Here is a 16,546-nt window from a genome sequence, read left to right on the forward strand (position 1 = left end):
ATCGCCGGTTGTTGTCCCCACAACCACGCTATTCGCTTAAGCTCAGGCTTTGCTTGCCATTGAGTTCTTGATCAGTCCGATAACCGCTGTGAGGACGATACCGCCCACACCGCCACCGGCCAACTGGCCAACGACACCATTAAGAACCGAGTCCATCCCGCCACCGGACAGCATAGGCAGAAGCTGGCCAAGAATAACGCCGCCGATGCCACCGGCAACTGTATTGCCAGCCGTACCAAGGCTTAGATTCTTGACAGCACCAGCAATATTGCCACCCACTGCGCCTGAGACAAGTTGAAGAATGATAGGCAGTAGAGATTCCATAATCGTCACCCCATCTGAGTTAAAAGCCGGAATAACGCGAATCCGACACGGAAAATCTTGGACCGAAACTTTCCAATGTCAAACATTAAGCAGTCACATAGTAAAAAAGCGGCTTAAAAGCCGCTTTTTTCTGTTTAAAACATTCTTACTCAGCGGCTATTCGCTTGGGCTGAACTTCGGCCGCATAATCATTCATCAGCGTGTTGGTGATTTCACCGGGTGTAAAATGGTATTTTCCAATTTCTGAAACCGGCGTCACTTCTGCAGCTGTTCCGCAGAGGAAGCATTCAGTGAAAGTCGCCAGTTCTTCCGGCATGATAACCCGCTCGATGACTTCCAAACCCCGGCGCTTGGCAAGATCAATAATCGTCCGGCGCGTAATGCCATCAAGAAAACAATCAGGCTTTGGGGTGTGCAATGCACCGTCTTTGACAAAGAAGACATTTGCACCCGTGGCTTCGGCCACCTGTCCGCGCCAGTCAAGCATCAGCGCATCCGCATAGCCCTTTGCTTCTGCTGCGTGCTTGGAAATCGTGCAGATCATGTACAGGCCAGCAGCCTTCGAACGCGAAGGTGCAGTGCGCGGGTCGGGTCGGCAATATTCTGCGATGTCGAGACGAATGCCCTTCATCTTTTCTTCAGGCGAAAAATAGCTCGGCCATTGCCAGATTGCGATAGCCAGATGAATACGGTTGTTCTGTGCCGAAACGCCGAGCGACTCGGACCCGCGCCATGCAATCGGACGCACATATGCATCCACAAAGCCCTGCTTCTTGAGTAGTTCGCGACAGGCATTGTCGATCTCTTCGACGCTATATGGAATCTCAAAACCAAGAATGCGGGCAGATTCATGCAGGCGCTCGGTATGCTCGGTCAGCTTGAAAATCTCACCGCCATAAGCGCGCTCGCCTTCAAATACAGCGCTTGCATAATGCAGACCGTGCGTCAGCACATGTACTTTCGCATCCTTCCAGGAAACAAACTCGCCGTCCTGCCAGATAAATCCGTCGCGTTGATCGAATGGAATCGCAGCCATTTTACTCTTCCTCAAAATTGGCCCGCTTTTTTGCAAGCCGTTTGGCTCTGATGAGCCTTTCCCTAGTCTTTTCTGGCCAGTTAAATCGATATAACTGGTAAGTAAGACATGTTTTTCTTCGCCAACACTGGCATTTTAAAATCAAATGCGCTGAGGTCAGCTCGAACAACTGCGCTGAGATCAGACAACAATGCATGTAAAACAAAGATATTTCCGACAATTACGGAAAATAACGCTCGCCATCATGCTTTACCGTCCTTATTGGACGGTCTGACACAGCACACCGCGTAATTATCTCTCCTCCAACATGCATCAGTGCAAACTTTATTCCAAAAAAACAGGTCTGCACTTACCAAAAATTATCTTGGCGATTGAGTTATGTCAACAATGCTGACATATTTATCGCAACAGGATGGAGCTTCGATGTGAATTCGACGAACGACGTGAACTATATCAGCAATCCTCTGACGTGTCTGGAGGCTGACGATCTCAACGTCATTGAACTGCTGTTCTTCTCTTATCGCGATTTCACCGCAGACCCGGATCTTATCCTCGAGAAGATCGGATTTGGCCGCGCCCATCACCGTGTGCTTTATTTCATCAATCGCAAGCCCGGCATGACGGTGGCAGAACTGCTTGACGTGCTCCGCATTACCAAGCAGAGCCTGTCGCGTGTTCTCAAGCAACTCATTGATACCGGCCACGTTGTGCAGGCCACAGGGCTGCATGACCGACGTCACCGTAAACTTTATCCCACCAAAAGCGGGCGCCAGCTCACGCTCGCACTCGCTTTGCCACAGTCGCGCCGCATCGCGCGCGCATTGGAGGAATCCGGAACGGCAGAGCGTGAAGTGATTGAGCGATTTCTTTATAATATGGTCAATCCTGAACGCCGAGCCCAGATTGATGACTTCGCTGCAACCGAAACGGCCGGGGCAGCATCGCAATCCAGCCATGAGAAGGCTGGGGGCTAATCACCAACAGCGCAAGCCTCAGATAGACGCGCTGTCTCGCAGTGGCTAAGATGCAGTCCGCCGCAGAAACTCCGAGACGGGCTTTCTGCGGAATAATGCATATAAAAAGCCCAGTGCCGCGCGGCCTCTGCTGACGGCAATATAAACAGGATGGGAGCGAACGACGCCATGGCTGTAGATGAAAACAACCTTTCCGACGACGCGCCACATCTTCTTGTTGTCGATGATGACACGCGCATTCGCAGCCTTCTTTCGCAATATCTGACAACCAGCGGTTTCCGGGTGACCATGGCTGGCAGCGCCGCTGAAGCGCGCCGCAAGCTCGAAGGCATCGATTTCGACCTGCTGATCCTCGACGTGATGATGCCCGGCGAAACCGGCGTCTCGCTGACCCGATCTCTGCGTGAGCAGAAAAGCGTGCCGATCCTGATGCTGACCGCTTTGTCTGAAACTGACAGCCGTATCGATGGTCTGTCGGCAGGCGCAGACGACTATTTGCCAAAGCCTTTTGATCCACGCGAGCTGATTCTGCGTATCAATAATATCCTGCGTCGTGGTGCATCCCCGTCACAGCCGAAAATCGAACAGATCGTTTTTGGACCCTATACTTTCTTTATTCCGCGTCGCGAGCTGAAGAAGGGGCCTGAAACAATCAAACTCACAGATCGCGAGCAGGATATCATGGCGATTTTCGCCGAGCGCGCCGGTGAAACCATTCCGCGTCATGAACTGACCGGACAGGATGGTGATGTCGGCGAACGCACGATTGACGTGCAGATCAACCGCCTGCGTCGCAAGATCGAGCAGGACCCGGCTAATCCTGTCTGGCTGCAAACAGTTCGCGGCATCGGCTATAAGCTGAGCATCGAGTAGTCTTTAGAATTATATGGAGCGGAACGTCGCAAATTTCAGAGCGTGACCGAAGACATACAATCAGCAGAACTGTCTGGAGTAATCTGAGACGATGAAGTCGCTCTGGAAAACACTCACGCGCTGGTTTGCGCGCCGCATGCCCAAAGGGCTCTATGCACGCTCGCTTATCATTATCATTGCGCCGATGGTGCTGCTTCAGTCAGTGATTGCCTATGTGTTCATGGAACGTCACTGGCAGATGGTGACAGAGCGGCTTTCGACTGCTGTGGTGCGCGATATCTCAGCGATCATCGATATTCTGGAAACCTATCCGCAGGAACCGGGCTACGACAATCTGATCCGTATTTCGCAGCAGCGTCTTGGGCTGAACATATCGATCCTGCCCCCCGACCCACTCCCGCCACCGGGACCCAAACCCTTCTTCGCCATTCTCGATTACTTCCTGAGCGAAGAAATCACCCGACAGATCAACCGGCCATTCTGGGTTGATACTGTCGGCGATTCCGATCTGATCGAGATTCGCATCAAGCTCGACGACAAAGTTCTGCGCGTCTTTGCGCGTCGGAGCCAGGCCTATGCGTCCAATACCGGCATCTTCCTCACATGGATGATAGGCACTGCACTTGTGCTGCTGATCATCGCCATTGCGTTTCTGCGCAACCAGATCAAACCGATCCAGCAACTCTCGCAAGCAGCCGAAAGCTTCGGTAAGGGACGTCCCATGCCGGAAGGGTTCCGTCCGCATGGTGCTGAAGAAGTGCGCCGTGCAGGCATTGCCTTCATACAGATGCGCTCGCGTATTGAGAGGCAAATTGAGCAGCGTACAGCCATGCTTTCCGGGGTCAGCCACGATCTTCGCACGATCCTGACGCGCTTCAAGCTGCAACTGGCGCTGACAGGCAATGCAATTGACACAGAGCCGCTCAATCAGGATATCGCCGACATGCAGACCATGCTTGAGGGCTATCTTGCATTTGCTCGGGGTGAAGGGGCGGAAGAAGCAGCGACATACGATGTACGCCTGCTGTGCGACAAGCTTGCCAATGAAGCGCGACTGCGCGAGCGCGGCTTCACCTATTCAATCGAAGGCGACAGCGAAATTAATGTTCGTCCGAATGCTTTCTCCCGCCTTGTCAGCAATCTTGTTTCAAATGCATTCCGCCATGCGGAGAATGTTGCACTTTCGATCACCCATAATGATGGCTGGTTGAAAATCGTCGTTGATGATGATGGTCCGGGCATCCCGGAAGATCGGCGTGAAGACGTGTTCAAACCTTTCGTGCGCCTCGATGAAGCACGCACACAGGATTCAGGTGGCACTGGTGGCCTTGGCCTCGCCATTGCACGCGACATTGCCAGAAGCCATGGCGGCGACATTGACCTAGAAGATGCCCCAAACGGTGGCCTGAGAGCAATTATCCGTATTCCGGCTTAGCAAGCTGAACCTCGCTTTGCTCAGTGCATCAAAAGTTTTATAAATAATAATGATACGAAATATTGTGAATGCAATTTTTCTCCGTAGCGACTGTGTGCTTCTCGCCCGCAGAAGCCCCAGCAAGAAAGCTTATCCAAACCTCTGGAGCTCCCCAGGCGGTCATGTCAAAGATATGGAAACCTTGGAGCAAGCTCTCAAAAGAGAAGTCAGGGAAGAGCTGGGGGTAGAGCTAAGTCACTTCGTGCCACTGACAAATCTTCTTGATCCCGATTACGACAAGACACCCGTCATCTACCACATGTTCTTGGTACAAAGCTGGTTTGGATATCCCCGTATTATGGATGATGAACATACCGATCTGCGGTGGTTTTCTCTTGGCGAAGCGGAAAACTTGAGCGACCTGGCACTTCAGGAATACAGGTCCTTATTTGGAACGCTACGACACAAACAGCCCAAGATTAGTAATCCAGCTTAGATTTTACTGATCGCTTGCGCTGCGACGTAGCCAAGCGCTGTCGCGGCAAGACAGGCAACAAGCGATATGCCCACATTCAGCAGTGCGCGTCCCGGCATGCCAAGACGCAACAGTTCGAATGTCTGGACGCTGAATGAAGAGAAGGTGGTGAAACCGCCGCAAATGCCGACCATGAAGGCGAGGCGCCAGATTTCAGGCACTTCGAAGCGACTTGATGCCATCGTCAGTGCGCCGAAGAAAGCGATTGCAAAGGAACCAATGATATTGACGGCAATTGTACCCCAGGGCAGCTCACGGCTGACTGGCGCGAGCCAGATCGCAAACCAGTAGCGCAAAACGCTTCCGAGCGCACCGCCCAATGCTACGGCAATCGTTCCCTGCATCTGTCGCGTTCCTATTCGTTACTCACGCAGATTACTTGCATAATGTGCAAAGTCGACGCAAATCACAGCTATAAGATCAGAACAGTTTCACGCCGTTCTGGACTTTCTTATCGATAGCAGCGAGGACAACCTCGCCACTCTCATCTGGAAAGCCAAGTGTCAGAACTTCGGACATAAACGGACCAATCTGGCGTGGCGGGAAGTTGACCACTGCCATCACCTGACGACCAACCAGATCTTCAGGCTGATAATGCTTCGTTATCTGGGCGGAAGACTTTTTGACACCGATCTTGTCACCAAAATCAATTTTCAGTTTAAAAGCAGGTTTACGCGCTTCAGGAAATGGAACTGCTTCAACAATGGTCCCTGTACGGATATCGACTCTCTCGAAATCGCCCCAGCTGATCATTTCCGCTTCACTCATAACCAACCCCCTGAAATAGATCCCGACGCATTTGCCGGGATCTGTAATTCTTTAAGCGCGCCCAACTGTCTCGAAGACAACGCTTTCAAGCGATTCACGCGCGCTGACACCCGACCAGACAACAAACTGAAATGCCTGAAAATAGGTTTCGCAAGCTTCAAGTGCTGCCGACAACAGCACTTCGACCTGACGGCTGGTTGGCTCTGCGCCACCGGCCAACAACAACGACTGGCGATACATGATCGCGCCTTCCTGCTGCCACAGGTCAAAATGACCCATCAGAAGTTTTTCATTGATCAGCGAAAGCAACCGCATCACTTCATTGACGCGCGGCTCAGCAACCTTGATGTCAAAGGCGCAAGCCAGGTGCAACGCTTCAAAGTCCTCCATCCAGGAGAACGAGATGTGGTAGTCGGTCCAGTTACCCGCTACCGAAATTGCAATTTCATCGTCGCCAGTCCGCTCGAACGTCCAGTCGTTTGAATTCGCAACGTGCTCGATCACATCCACAGGATGCGCTTCGCGTGCAAATTCAAGCTCAAGAAGGCTCATGTCCGTTTCCTGTTCTGGGAAGTGCCTCGAAAGACACCTCCAAATTCCCGGCGCGCAAGTTATTGCTCGCCCGCACCTATCACCACGCAAGACTAAGCGCAGAAAAACAGGCACGAATTGATCGGTTGAGGAACCGACATGCTTGGAAAGCATGCAACGCCTCAATGGCACACGCACATACGCAACTGATACTGGAAAGCAGCCTGAAAGACGCGAAAACTAGAACTACAGCCCCTCGCCGCTGCCCACATGACTGCGTTACGAATCATGTAGTGTTTTCAGTCTATTGATGCTGAATCTGAACGCCAGCCCCTTTTCTGAAAAGAGGCATTAAAGCATGTGGAAATATGATTGGGGCGGGCCGCAACCCTTGCCTTAACCGACTCTAAGACAAGGGTTTTTGCCACTTGCGGCCTGTTAATAAAAAATTATGAATTATCTTTGGATTTAGACGTCTGAGCAGAGGTTTTCGTCGTTTTGGCACTCGAATCAACTTCGAATTTGGCAAGACGCGCTTCCAAAGCCTCAATTTTAACAAGCAGAGCACTGTTTTCAGCACGCGCTTTGATTGCCATTTCACGCACCGCTTCGAAGTCCTCGCGCTGCACCACATCAAGTGTATTGAGCACGCGTTCGCTCTGTGAGCGCAAAGCTGTCTGCACCTCACGACGCACACCTTGCGCAGCGCCTGCCGCATCCGTCACAAGCTTGGCGAGTTCATCGAGAACCCGGTTTTGTCCGCTGGTCATGGCTTTATTCCCTATCTTCGATACAGGCTTGTTGAAAACCTAAATTGGAAATAGGGCTGTCTCGGTTCTGATGCAAGTGAAGCTGTATAAACGTGATGGAAAGTGTGGACCGCTTGACCGTCACAACATCGTCGCGCATGGTCCGCCGGAAAATGGAGTTATTGCATGATAGAGACGTTGCTGCCGGTTTCGGCCCTCGCTTTTCCAAATATCGATCCGGTGATCTTCTCGATCGGGCCGCTCGCAGTGCACTGGTATGGACTTGGTTATGTCGTCGGCATCATGTTTGCATGGTGGTACGGCAAGAAGCTTTTGCGCAATCATCGTCTCTGGGGCAACAACCAACCGCCCATGCAGCCGGAAGCGCTCGACGACTTTGTCATCTGGGCCGCACTCGGCGTCGTGCTCGGTGGCCGTATCGGCTACGTCCTCTTCTATAATTTCTCCTATTATCTCTCCAATCCACTGGCTATTCCGGCAGTATGGGATGGCGGCATGTCATTCCATGGCGGCATTCTTGGCACCACAGTTGCCATGATCCTGTTCGCGCGCTCGCGCGGTATCAAGGTCTGGAGCATGTTTGATACGATTGCAGCAGGCGTCCCCATCGGCCTTGGCGTCGTCCGTATTGCAAACTTCATTAATTCTGAACTCTGGGGCCGCGTCAGCGATGTGCCCTGGGCAGTCTATTTCCCCAACGGTGGCCCACTACCGCGACACCCTAGCCAGCTTTATGAAGCCGCCCTTGAAGGTTTCGTGCTTTTCTTCGTTCTGTTCCTGCTGATCTGGGTTGGCAAAAAGCTGAAAGCGCCCGGCTTCATCGCAGGCACCTTTGTTGCAGGCTACGGTCTCAGCCGCATAATCGTCGAGTTCTTCCGTGAACCAGACGCCCAGCTTGGCTATCTGTTCGGCGGATGGCTGACCATGGGTATGGTACTGTCGGTGCCGATGGTCCTGATTGGCCTTTGGGCCATGTTGCGTGCAAACCGGGCTGCAGCAAAGAATGCCTGAGGTAACACTCAAAGACCGACTGAAGCGGCTGATCGGCACCACGGGACCGATCAGCGTAGCCGAATATATGGCAGCCTGCCTGGGCGACCGTGATTCTGGCTATTACACGACACGCGAACCATTTGGACGCGAGGGCGATTTCATCACCGCGCCCGAGGTCAGTCAGATGTTCGGCGAACTGATCGGCATATGGTGCGTCGGCATATGGGATGCGCTTGGTCGCCCCGAGGATGCGGTTCTTTGCGAGATCGGCCCCGGCCGCGGGACGTTAATGAGTGACATGCTGCGCACGATCGCAAAGCTTGCACCGAAGATGTTCGCAACCATTCGCGTTGCCATGGTCGAAACCAGTTCGCGACTGATCGGAAAGCAGAAAGAAAAGCTCTCAGGCTTGGGCCGCTCAATCGAATGGTTCGAGAACTTCTCGAGCATTCCTTACGGCCCATTGATCCTCGTTTCCAACGAGTTGTTCGATGCAATCCCGTTTCGACAATTCGTCAAAGCCAATGGTCGCTTTGTCGAAAGGCTGATCGCACTTGATGAAGAGGGCCAATTCCAGTTTGTGAGCGGCGCTGGCGGCATTGACGAAGCTTTGTTGCCAACCGCCCATCAGTCAGCTCCCGATGGTACGATCTTTGAAGCAGCCCCTGCCCGCACCGCTTTGATGCAGGAGATTGCACAGCGGATTGCGGCAACGCGTGGCGCCGCACTCACAATTGACTATGGACACCTGAAATCGGGCTTTGGTGATACGCTGCAAGCCATGTTGAAACACGCCTATGACGATGTGTTTGCACATCCGGGCGAAGCCGACCTCACGAGCCATGTCGATTTCGACATGTTGGAAAAGACTGCGCGTAATTGCGGCTGTCGGACAGGAACCATGACGCAGGGCGATTTTCTGCTGGCAATGGGTCTTATCGACCGCGCAGGTCGTCTCGGCAACAGCCGGGATACGGAATTTCAGGAAAAAATTCGAGCGGACGTTGAGCGGCTCGCAGCACCAGATCAGATGGGGACGCTCTTCAAAGCCCTTGCAATCAGCGATCCGGCCACCGCAATCTTCCCGTTTGAAACCTGACCTCTTCACCCCTCAGCCTAACTTCTTGTCAAAAAGCTGCGATTGACAAGCTGACTTGCCTCCCCCAACATCCCGCCGTTTGAAAAGAGAGAGCTAATGACCGATAAGCCGCAACCGCTTCGCTCCGCCTTATTGGATGGCCCTGCCGGACACAACGGCAAGCGCATTGCGCATGGCTTTTTCACCCGTAAGGGCGGTGTTTCAGATGGCATCTATGCCGGGTTGAATGTCGGCAGCGGATCAAATGATGTGCCCGAGCTGGTCATCGAGAATCGCCGCCGTGTTGCGGAGACCCTTGGCGTGGCGTCCGATCATCTGATGACGGTGCATCAGGTTCATTCGCCGGATGTGCTCCGTGTCACTGAACCGTTCAGCAGTCCGCGGCCAAAAGCTGATGCCATGGTCACCAATGTGCCGGGTATTGCAATCGGTGCTCTGTCAGCAGATTGCGGCCCAGTTCTTTTTGCTGATCACGAAGCTGGCGTCATTGGCTCAGCGCATGCTGGCTGGCGAGGTGCTTTTACCGGCGTTCTCGAAAACACCATCAATGCCATGATCGAGCTTGGTGCAAAACGCGAGAATATCGTTGCGGTTCTTGGGCCCACAATCGGTCCCGAAAATTACGAAGTCGGACCAGAATTCTATGCTGAATTCACTGGAAAAGACGTAAGCTATGACAAATATTTCCAACCCTCGGCACAAGAAAATCACAAGCTTTTCGACCTGTGGGCGTTCATAACTGATCGTCTGACCAAGGCAAATGTGAAAGCCGAAGCACTGCGTCAGTGCACCTATGCCAATGAAGATCAGTTCTATTCCTACCGGCGCACGACGCATCGCAAAGAGCCCGATTACGGTCGTCAGATCGCCGCCATCGCTATCGTAAACGATTAGGAGAACCACATGGCCCTTCACTTCGAGCCGGAAGAATTCGCCGCACGTCGCGACCGTCTGATCTTGAAGATGGAGGAAGAAAAGCTGGATGCTCTGCTGCTGTTTGCGCAGGAAAGCATGTATTGGCTCACCGGCTATGACACGTTTGGCTTTTGCTTCTTCCAGTGCCTCGTGGTTAAAGCTGATGGATCTACCATGCTGATGACCCGCTCTGCCGATCTGAGGCAGGCGCGACACACCTCCAATATTGAAAACATTACGGTCTGGACCGATCGCGACAATGCCAATCCGGCCATAGATCTGCGAAATATCCTGACCGAGCTTGATCTGCTCGGCACACGCATTGGCATCGAATATCAGACCCACGGCCTGACCGGTGCCAATGCACGCAAGCTTGATGAACAGCTGCAAAGCTTTGCCAAGCTTTATGATGCTTCCGGGATGGTCGACCGCTTGCGTCTTCTGAAAAGCCCTGCAGAAATCACCTATGCCAAACGTGCCGCAGAATTGAGCGATGATGCGCTCGATGCTGCATTGAAGCTCACAAAAGCAGGCGCAAGCGAAGCTGACATTCTGGCCGCGATGATGAGCGCAAATTTTGCAGGCGATGGCGATTATCCGGCCAATGAATATATTATCGGCTCAGGCGCTGACGCACTTTTGTGCCGTTACAAAGCAGGCCGTCGCACACTTTCCGCGAATGATCAGCTGACACTGGAATGGTCTGGCGTGTTCCGCCACTACCATGCGCCCATGATGCGAACCATCATCATCGGTCAGCCAAAGGCAGAGCATCAGAAGCTCTATGATGCAGCACGAGAAGCGCTGGAAGCGGTCGAGACAGCCATGACGCCGGCTTCCACCTTTGGCGACGTGTTCGATGCGCATTCCCGCACGATGGAAGCACATGGCCTCACACGCCATCGCCTGAATGCTTGCGGGTATTCGGTTGGCGCACGCTTTACGCCATCATGGATGGATCCGCAGATGTTCTATTCGGGCAATCCGGAGAGCATCCAGCCGGACATGACGCTGTTTGCACACATGATCATTATGGATTCCGACACCGAAACGGCAATGACACTTGGCCAGACTTACCTGACAACAAATGGTGCTGCTGTCCCGCTGTCCCGTCATTCACTCGATATGATTGTCAAGTGACGCAGGATAAGCGATAAACTCCGTTCATAGCGCAGGAGTGGTCTGCGCTTTCAGGAGCATGAAGCCGAACATGAACAAGGCACATCTTTCTATGATGTTGTTGCTTGCTGGACTGCTTGCCGCCTGCAACAGCACCGAGTCTGCATTAAACGTGCAGGGAACCAACCAGCAATCTGGGCAAACCACAACACCTCCCGCGGGCCAGGCTGACGCCGCATCGACGCCTGTGGCTACTGCGCCTGCGCAAACAACAACACCGGCGACACCGCCCACGCGTACGGCCTCACTCAAGCCCGGCAAGCTTTACATTGCACCCATCATTGGTGCACCGGTCAGTGTTGTGACACCGCTCACCCACCGCATCAATGACGATGCGCGCGCGAAGAGTATAGAATTGGCTGGAGCCAATGGCACCGACGCCGCTTATGTCATGAAGGGTTATTTCTCGGTTTTGTCTGAAGATAACCAGACAACGGTTCTATACGTCTGGGACGTGATGGATGCTTCTGGCAACCGCCTTCACCGCATACAGGGGCAGGAAAAAGTGCCCGGCGCGTCCGCAGACTCATGGAGCATTGTCCCGCCATCGGCCATGCAATCTATCGCTGATAAGACCATGCAGCAGTATTCCACCTGGCTTGCGGCAAATCGCGCATGAGAACGAGGTGAAACAGCAAAAGACTGAAATCTTTTGCTGAATCGCGTGTCAGCCCTGTGGGAAAGCACTTCGCGATGGCTTTTTACTGCAATTGTTTTCCCTCAGGCCTTGCAATGGCGGTGACTCTTTGCAATAGGCCGCACATTCGAGAAAACCTTGCAAGCTGCGGTACTTGACCAATCGTCATAGAACTCGCGGCTTTAAAGTTTTTCAAGAATGACAGAGCACACCCGGATTTGTGTTGGGTATCGCTCAAACCAGAGATTACGTCCGTTTCACGGACTTTTTGCGACAGAACGAAACTGCTCCGGCTTCAGAGGCAAAAAGAATGAAACTTTTCGCAGGCAACTCCAACCGGGTTCTTGCCGAATCCGTTGCTCAATATCTCAACGTCCCGCTCGGCAAGGCAACTGTACGCCGTTTCGCCGATCAGGAGATCTTTGTAGAGATTCAGGAAAACGTACGCGGCGAAGACGTATTCGTACTGCAATCGACATCCTACCCGGCAAACGACAATCTGATGGAACTGCTCATCATGATTGACGCGTTCCGTCGTTCATCGGCACGCCGCATCACAGCCGTTCTTCCTTATTTCGGCTATGCGCGTCAGGATCGTAAACCAGGCCCACGCACACCAATCTCGGCGAAGCTCGTCGCAAACCTCATCACTGAAGCGGGCGCAAACCGTGTTCTGACGCTTGATCTTCATGCGGGTCAGATTCAGGGCTTCTTCGATATCCCGACTGACAATCTCTACGCTGTTCCAGTCATCGCACGTGATGTGAAGGCGAACTATGCGACGGGCAATTGCATGGTCGTTTCGCCTGACGTTGGCGGCGTGGTTCGCGCCCGGTCGCTTGCAAAGCGCATCGATGCGCAGCTTGCAATCGTCGACAAGCGTCGTGAACGTCCGGGTGAATCGGAAGTCATGAATGTTATCGGCGACGTGACCGGTAAAGATTGCCTGCTGTTTGACGATATCGTGGATTCCGGCGGCACACTCTGCAATGCAGCTGAAGCCCTGCTCGCCAAGGGCGCAAAGAGCGTCACCGCTTATATCACGCACGGCGTTCTTTCCGGCGGCGCTGTTGCCCGTATCGCTTCTTCAAAGCTGAAAGAGCTGGTCATCACCGACTCTATCCAGCCAACGACTGCGATCAACGACGCTCCGAATATTCGCGTTCTGTCGATCTCCAGCCTCATCGGTGAAGCGGTCGCACGCACCGCATCCGAAGAATCGGTTTCAAGCCTGTTCGATTAAGCGGATACCAATTCCGAAACATGCCGCTAGCAGAAGCACGAGCGGCATGTTGAGCTTCAAAACGATAAGTAAGAATGCCGCCGCGCCTGCGATCAGGACGGCGGCATTGTCTATTGTGCTCACCACCGGCAACGGCAGAGTTAAAGCCCCGATCTGGTGATCGACCACTTTTCCAAACAGCACATGCAGTGAAAACCACAGGGCAAGATTGGCAATCACGCCAACAACTGCGGCTGTTATTCCACCCAGCATGGCCGATAACCAATGCACTTTACGCAGTCGCTCGAGAAACGGTGCACCTGCAAAAATCCATAAAAAACACGGCACGAAGGTAAACCACAAGGCAATCAGTCCGCCAAAAAAGCCGCCAATAAGCGGTGGCAGGCCCGACAGATTGGAAGCGCCTACAAAGCCGACAAAAACCAGCACGAGGATCAGCGGCCCCGGCGTGGTTTCAGCAAGCCCAAGCCCTGTCAGCATTTCACCGGGCTTCATCCAGCCAAAATGCTCGACGGCCTGCTGCGCCGTATAGGACAGCGCTGCATAAGCCCCACCAAATGTCACCGCTGCAAGCTTTGAGAAAAAGGCAGCCTCTGTCGTGAAAACATGCTGACCGCCAAACACCAGATAAATTGCTAACAGTGGCAGGAGCCAGAGCGTTCCCCAGATGAGCGCCTGCTGCGTCGCTACACGCATTGCATTCGGGCTAACAGCACCATGTGGCACCCCGTGCCCATCGCGCTGCAACCAGTAACGCGCCCCACCTGTCAGCGCCGCAAGCGCCACCACCAAAGGAAATGGCAGTTTGAGGAAAGCGACTGCCATAAATGCCAGCACTGCTATTGCATAGGAAAACCCAGACGCCAGTGTGCGCCGGGCCATTCGATACAGCGCCTCAAAGACAATCGCCAGAACTGCGGCTTTCAGCCCAAACAAAAGACCGTCAACCACATCAACATGACCGAAGGCCACATAGAGCGCCGACAGCACTAACATGACCGCAGCACCGGGAAGAACAAAGAGCAATCCAGCAAGCAGCCCGCCGCGCCAGCCCTTTGCCGCCCAGCCGCAATAGGTAGCAAGTTGCATGGCTTCGGGCCCGGGCAAAAGCATGCAGAAATTGAGAGCATGGATCAGGCGCTCCTGATCCATCCACTTCTTTTCATCCACGATCACCCTTTGCATCATGGCAATCTGTGCGGCAGGACCACCAAAAGACAGCAACCCGATCTTGCCAAATGTAACGAATAATTCTCTGAAATCCGGTTGCGGCTCTGTCGTCATGTTCTCACTCTGCATAATCCTCCAAGCAGTTGCTGAGGATCATTACAGGTTGATGACAATTTGCACAGACAGCCCGTTACTCGGCAGCCGTACTTTCTTCAACCTGATCGTCAGGCGCATTGGGATCGCCGGGTGCCGTTTCACAACCAAGATCAGGGAAGTTGACGATGCGAAGACCTTTAAAATCATTGCGCAGCACAAGAAGGCCACGCTCTTCGAAATAGGTCAGAAGACGTCGCGCACGGCTCAATGAATGTGTGCCATAGGCCCGCGCCAGGGCTGCATCAGAAGGACACGGCGCGCCAGTCACCGCCGCCTGCGCAACGATCAGGAACACACCCTGTACATCGTCAGTGAGGCTTTCCGAAAGCGCAAGCGCCTGTTGCCAGGTTTCGCCAGCAGCGGCATCACCCTCAATACTTGCCTGTGCAACCGCGAGACGGCGGCGGAATGCCGGAAGTGCCAAAGGATTACCCGGCACGCGGTGGATGCGACACCGCACCAGAAAATCCTGATAAAGCACGGCTACCGAACGGAACGACGCTTCCGGGTCATCCACGATCTCGCGCATCACCTTTTCAAGCAGTCCTTCGCGCTCTGCTTCCACAATGCCAGGAAACAACGGGGCTTCAACTGGTTCCGCTTCAAGCTTGGGCTTTGCCACCTGCGCCAGAATTTCCGCAGTGGATGGCGGCGGCGGTGGTGGCGGTGTCCGACGCACAACCGTACGAATTTCCTGGGGTGCAGGCGTGAAAATCAAGTCGCGCGCATCTTCCGGAGCATCTGGCAACGGCATAAGCTTCGGCGATGATGAACGTGCAGAGGTTTCAACCTTGCCGATTTTAATTGGCAATGGACGTCGCGATAATGCAGGTCCAAGCGCTACAAAATGACCGCGTTGCAAGTCGCGGAACATTTCCGCCTGACGTCGTTCCATACCGAGAAGATCGGCAGCACGCGCCATATCAATATCCAGAAACGTGCGCCCCATCAGAAAGTTCGAGGCCTCAGCGGCAACATTCTTGGCAAGCTTGGCCAGACGTTGCGTGGCAATCACACCTGCAAGGCCACGTTTACGGCCACGACACATCAGATTGGTCATCGCGCCCAGCGATAGTTTTCGGGCTTCATCAGACACCTCGCCCGCAGCAGCCGGCGCGAAGAGCTGTGCTTCATCCACCACCACAAGCATTGGATACCAGTAATCGCGTTCGGCATCGAACAAACCGCCGAGGAATGCAGCTGCGGCACGCATCTGCTGCTCGACATCGAGGCCTTCGAGATTGAGCACGACGGAAACCCGGTGCTGACGGATACGACCGGCAATCCGTGTCAGTTCGGCTTCGGTACGGGCAGCATCAACGACAACATGGCCGTGAATATCGGCAAGCGTGACGAAATCGCCTTCAGGATCGATAATGCATTGCTGCACCCATTGCGCGCTCTGCTCAAGCAGGCGGCGAAGCAGGTGCGACTTGCCCGATCCGGAATTTCCCTGAACCAGCAGGCGGGTTGCGAGAAGCTCTTCAAGATCAAGCATGGCCTGTTTGCCACCACCAAGCGCACCCGCCGCAGCAGTACCGCTTCCAGCAACAGAACCCATGTCGATACCGACCTGCATCTCGTTTCCTTTTGTTCCGTGAATGTTGGGACGACTCGGCAGGAGAACCCGCGATCAGTCAGGCACCCGCTTAACATTTTTGACGCAGCCAATGCCACCCGATAAAGGAAAAGCCCACAGGAGCTGTGTTTCACAGGCAAAAAACTTGCACATGGAAAGCCTATGGTCTATAGGCCTGCCATCCGCGTAGACACCCTTGGAGGCAACGCGGAATGAAGCAGTCCGGCCTTTCACCTTGTGAGAGGCATGTCGGGCCGTTTCATGTTGTTTGCAGGAGCATGATCTGGAAAAGTGAAAACCGCTTTTCGGACAAGATCATGGTCAGATAAAAACTGCGAGCGACACTCCAG

Annotated in this window: 18 protein-coding genes; 10 read left to right on the forward strand and 8 right to left on the reverse strand. The window is 53.7% G+C overall.

Annotated features, from left to right (window positions below):
- Positions 1-42: 42 nt before the first annotated feature.
- Both CEV32_RS14040 and CEV32_RS14045 read right to left on the reverse strand, forming a co-directional pair.
- Positions 43-324 carry a hypothetical protein gene (locus CEV32_RS14040; protein ID WP_094577721.1) on the reverse strand — a complete coding sequence of 94 codons (282 nt, stop codon included), beginning with the start codon at positions 322-324 and terminating at the stop codon, positions 43-45.
- A gap of 145 nt (positions 325-469) precedes the next feature.
- Positions 470-1,360: a branched-chain amino acid aminotransferase gene (locus CEV32_RS14045; protein ID WP_094577722.1), complete on the reverse strand. Its 891-nt coding sequence runs from the start codon at positions 1,358-1,360 to the stop codon at positions 470-472.
- 425 nt (positions 1,361-1,785) lie between these two features.
- Between CEV32_RS14045 and CEV32_RS14050 the strand changes: the two genes are divergently transcribed.
- The 4 genes from CEV32_RS14050 (at position 1,786) to CEV32_RS14065 (ending at position 5,117) form a co-directional block, all read left to right on the forward strand.
- Entirely contained in the window at positions 1,786-2,334 is a 549-nt protein-coding gene (locus CEV32_RS14050; RefSeq protein WP_094577886.1) for a MarR family winged helix-turn-helix transcriptional regulator, read from the forward strand.
- A gap of 150 nt (positions 2,335-2,484) precedes the next feature.
- Positions 2,485-3,207 carry a response regulator gene (locus CEV32_RS14055; RefSeq protein ID WP_094577723.1) on the forward strand — a complete coding sequence of 241 codons (723 nt, stop codon included), beginning with the start codon at positions 2,485-2,487 and terminating at the stop codon, positions 3,205-3,207.
- Positions 3,208-3,298: 91 nt separating this feature from the next.
- The gene (locus tag CEV32_RS14060) at positions 3,299-4,642 is read left to right on the forward strand and encodes an ATP-binding protein (protein WP_094577724.1); all 1,344 of its coding nucleotides are present in this window, start codon (positions 3,299-3,301) and stop codon (positions 4,640-4,642) included.
- Positions 4,643-4,706: 64 nt separating this feature from the next.
- Positions 4,707-5,117 carry an NUDIX domain-containing protein gene (locus CEV32_RS14065; protein WP_235818824.1) on the forward strand — a complete coding sequence of 137 codons (411 nt, stop codon included), beginning with the start codon at positions 4,707-4,709 and terminating at the stop codon, positions 5,115-5,117.
- Here CEV32_RS14065 and crcB read toward each other — a convergent pair.
- The 4 genes from crcB to CEV32_RS14085 all read right to left on the reverse strand — a co-directional run bounded on the left by crcB (position 5,114) and on the right by CEV32_RS14085 (position 7,225).
- Positions 5,114-5,500, reverse strand: a complete 387-nt coding sequence (gene crcB, locus CEV32_RS14070) for a fluoride efflux transporter CrcB (protein ID WP_094577725.1) — start codon at positions 5,498-5,500, stop codon at positions 5,114-5,116. The two genes, CEV32_RS14065 and crcB, sit on opposite strands and share 4 nt — an antisense overlap.
- 76 nt (positions 5,501-5,576) lie before the next feature.
- Complete coding sequence (locus CEV32_RS14075) at positions 5,577-5,924, reverse strand: tRNA-binding protein (RefSeq protein ID WP_094577726.1); 348 nt, start codon at positions 5,922-5,924, stop codon at positions 5,577-5,579.
- A 51-nt stretch (positions 5,925-5,975) separates the two neighbouring features.
- A complete protein-coding gene (locus CEV32_RS14080) occupies positions 5,976-6,476 on the reverse strand; it encodes a type III secretion system chaperone family protein (protein WP_024899435.1) in 501 nt (166 codons plus the stop codon).
- A 428-nt stretch (positions 6,477-6,904) separates the two neighbouring features.
- Positions 6,905-7,225 carry an accessory factor UbiK family protein gene (locus CEV32_RS14085; RefSeq protein ID WP_094577727.1) on the reverse strand — a complete coding sequence of 107 codons (321 nt, stop codon included), beginning with the start codon at positions 7,223-7,225 and terminating at the stop codon, positions 6,905-6,907.
- 165 nt (positions 7,226-7,390) lie between these two features.
- On the opposite strand from CEV32_RS14085, the gene lgt reads away from it, so the two are divergent.
- The 6 genes from lgt (at position 7,391) to CEV32_RS14115 (ending at position 13,291) form a co-directional block, all read left to right on the forward strand.
- Positions 7,391-8,236, forward strand: coding sequence for a prolipoprotein diacylglyceryl transferase (gene lgt, locus CEV32_RS14090; protein ID WP_094577728.1), 846 nt, complete (start codon positions 7,391-7,393; stop codon positions 8,234-8,236).
- Positions 8,229-9,317: a class I SAM-dependent methyltransferase gene (locus CEV32_RS14095; protein ID WP_094577729.1), complete on the forward strand. Its 1,089-nt coding sequence runs from the start codon at positions 8,229-8,231 to the stop codon at positions 9,315-9,317. The genes lgt and CEV32_RS14095 overlap by 8 nt, the downstream gene beginning before the upstream one ends.
- 96 nt (positions 9,318-9,413) lie before the next feature.
- Complete coding sequence (gene pgeF / locus CEV32_RS14100; RefSeq protein WP_094577730.1) at positions 9,414-10,211, forward strand: peptidoglycan editing factor PgeF; 798 nt, start codon at positions 9,414-9,416, stop codon at positions 10,209-10,211.
- Between the two features lie 9 nt (positions 10,212-10,220).
- Positions 10,221-11,372, forward strand: coding sequence for a M24 family metallopeptidase (locus CEV32_RS14105; RefSeq protein WP_094577731.1), 1,152 nt, complete (start codon positions 10,221-10,223; stop codon positions 11,370-11,372).
- A gap of 58 nt (positions 11,373-11,430) precedes the next feature.
- Positions 11,431-12,030, forward strand: a complete 600-nt coding sequence (locus CEV32_RS14110; protein ID WP_094577732.1) for a hypothetical protein — start codon at positions 11,431-11,433, stop codon at positions 12,028-12,030.
- Positions 12,031-12,358: 328 nt separating this feature from the next.
- On the forward strand, positions 12,359-13,291 hold the full coding sequence (locus tag CEV32_RS14115) for a ribose-phosphate pyrophosphokinase (protein ID WP_094577733.1): 933 nt from the start codon (positions 12,359-12,361) through the stop codon (positions 13,289-13,291).
- Here CEV32_RS14115 and chrA read toward each other — a convergent pair.
- Positions 13,274-14,575: a chromate efflux transporter gene (gene chrA / locus CEV32_RS14120; RefSeq protein ID WP_094577888.1), complete on the reverse strand. Its 1,302-nt coding sequence runs from the start codon at positions 14,573-14,575 to the stop codon at positions 13,274-13,276. The two genes, CEV32_RS14115 and chrA, sit on opposite strands and share 18 nt — an antisense overlap.
- 76 nt (positions 14,576-14,651) lie before the next feature.
- Entirely contained in the window at positions 14,652-16,196 is a 1,545-nt protein-coding gene (locus CEV32_RS14125) for a helicase HerA domain-containing protein (RefSeq protein WP_094577734.1), read from the reverse strand.
- Positions 16,197-16,546 lie beyond the last annotated feature (350 nt).

It is taken from the genome of Brucella rhizosphaerae, from assembly GCF_002252475.1.
Taxonomy (GTDB): Bacteria; Pseudomonadota; Alphaproteobacteria; order Rhizobiales; family Rhizobiaceae; genus Brucella; species Brucella rhizosphaerae.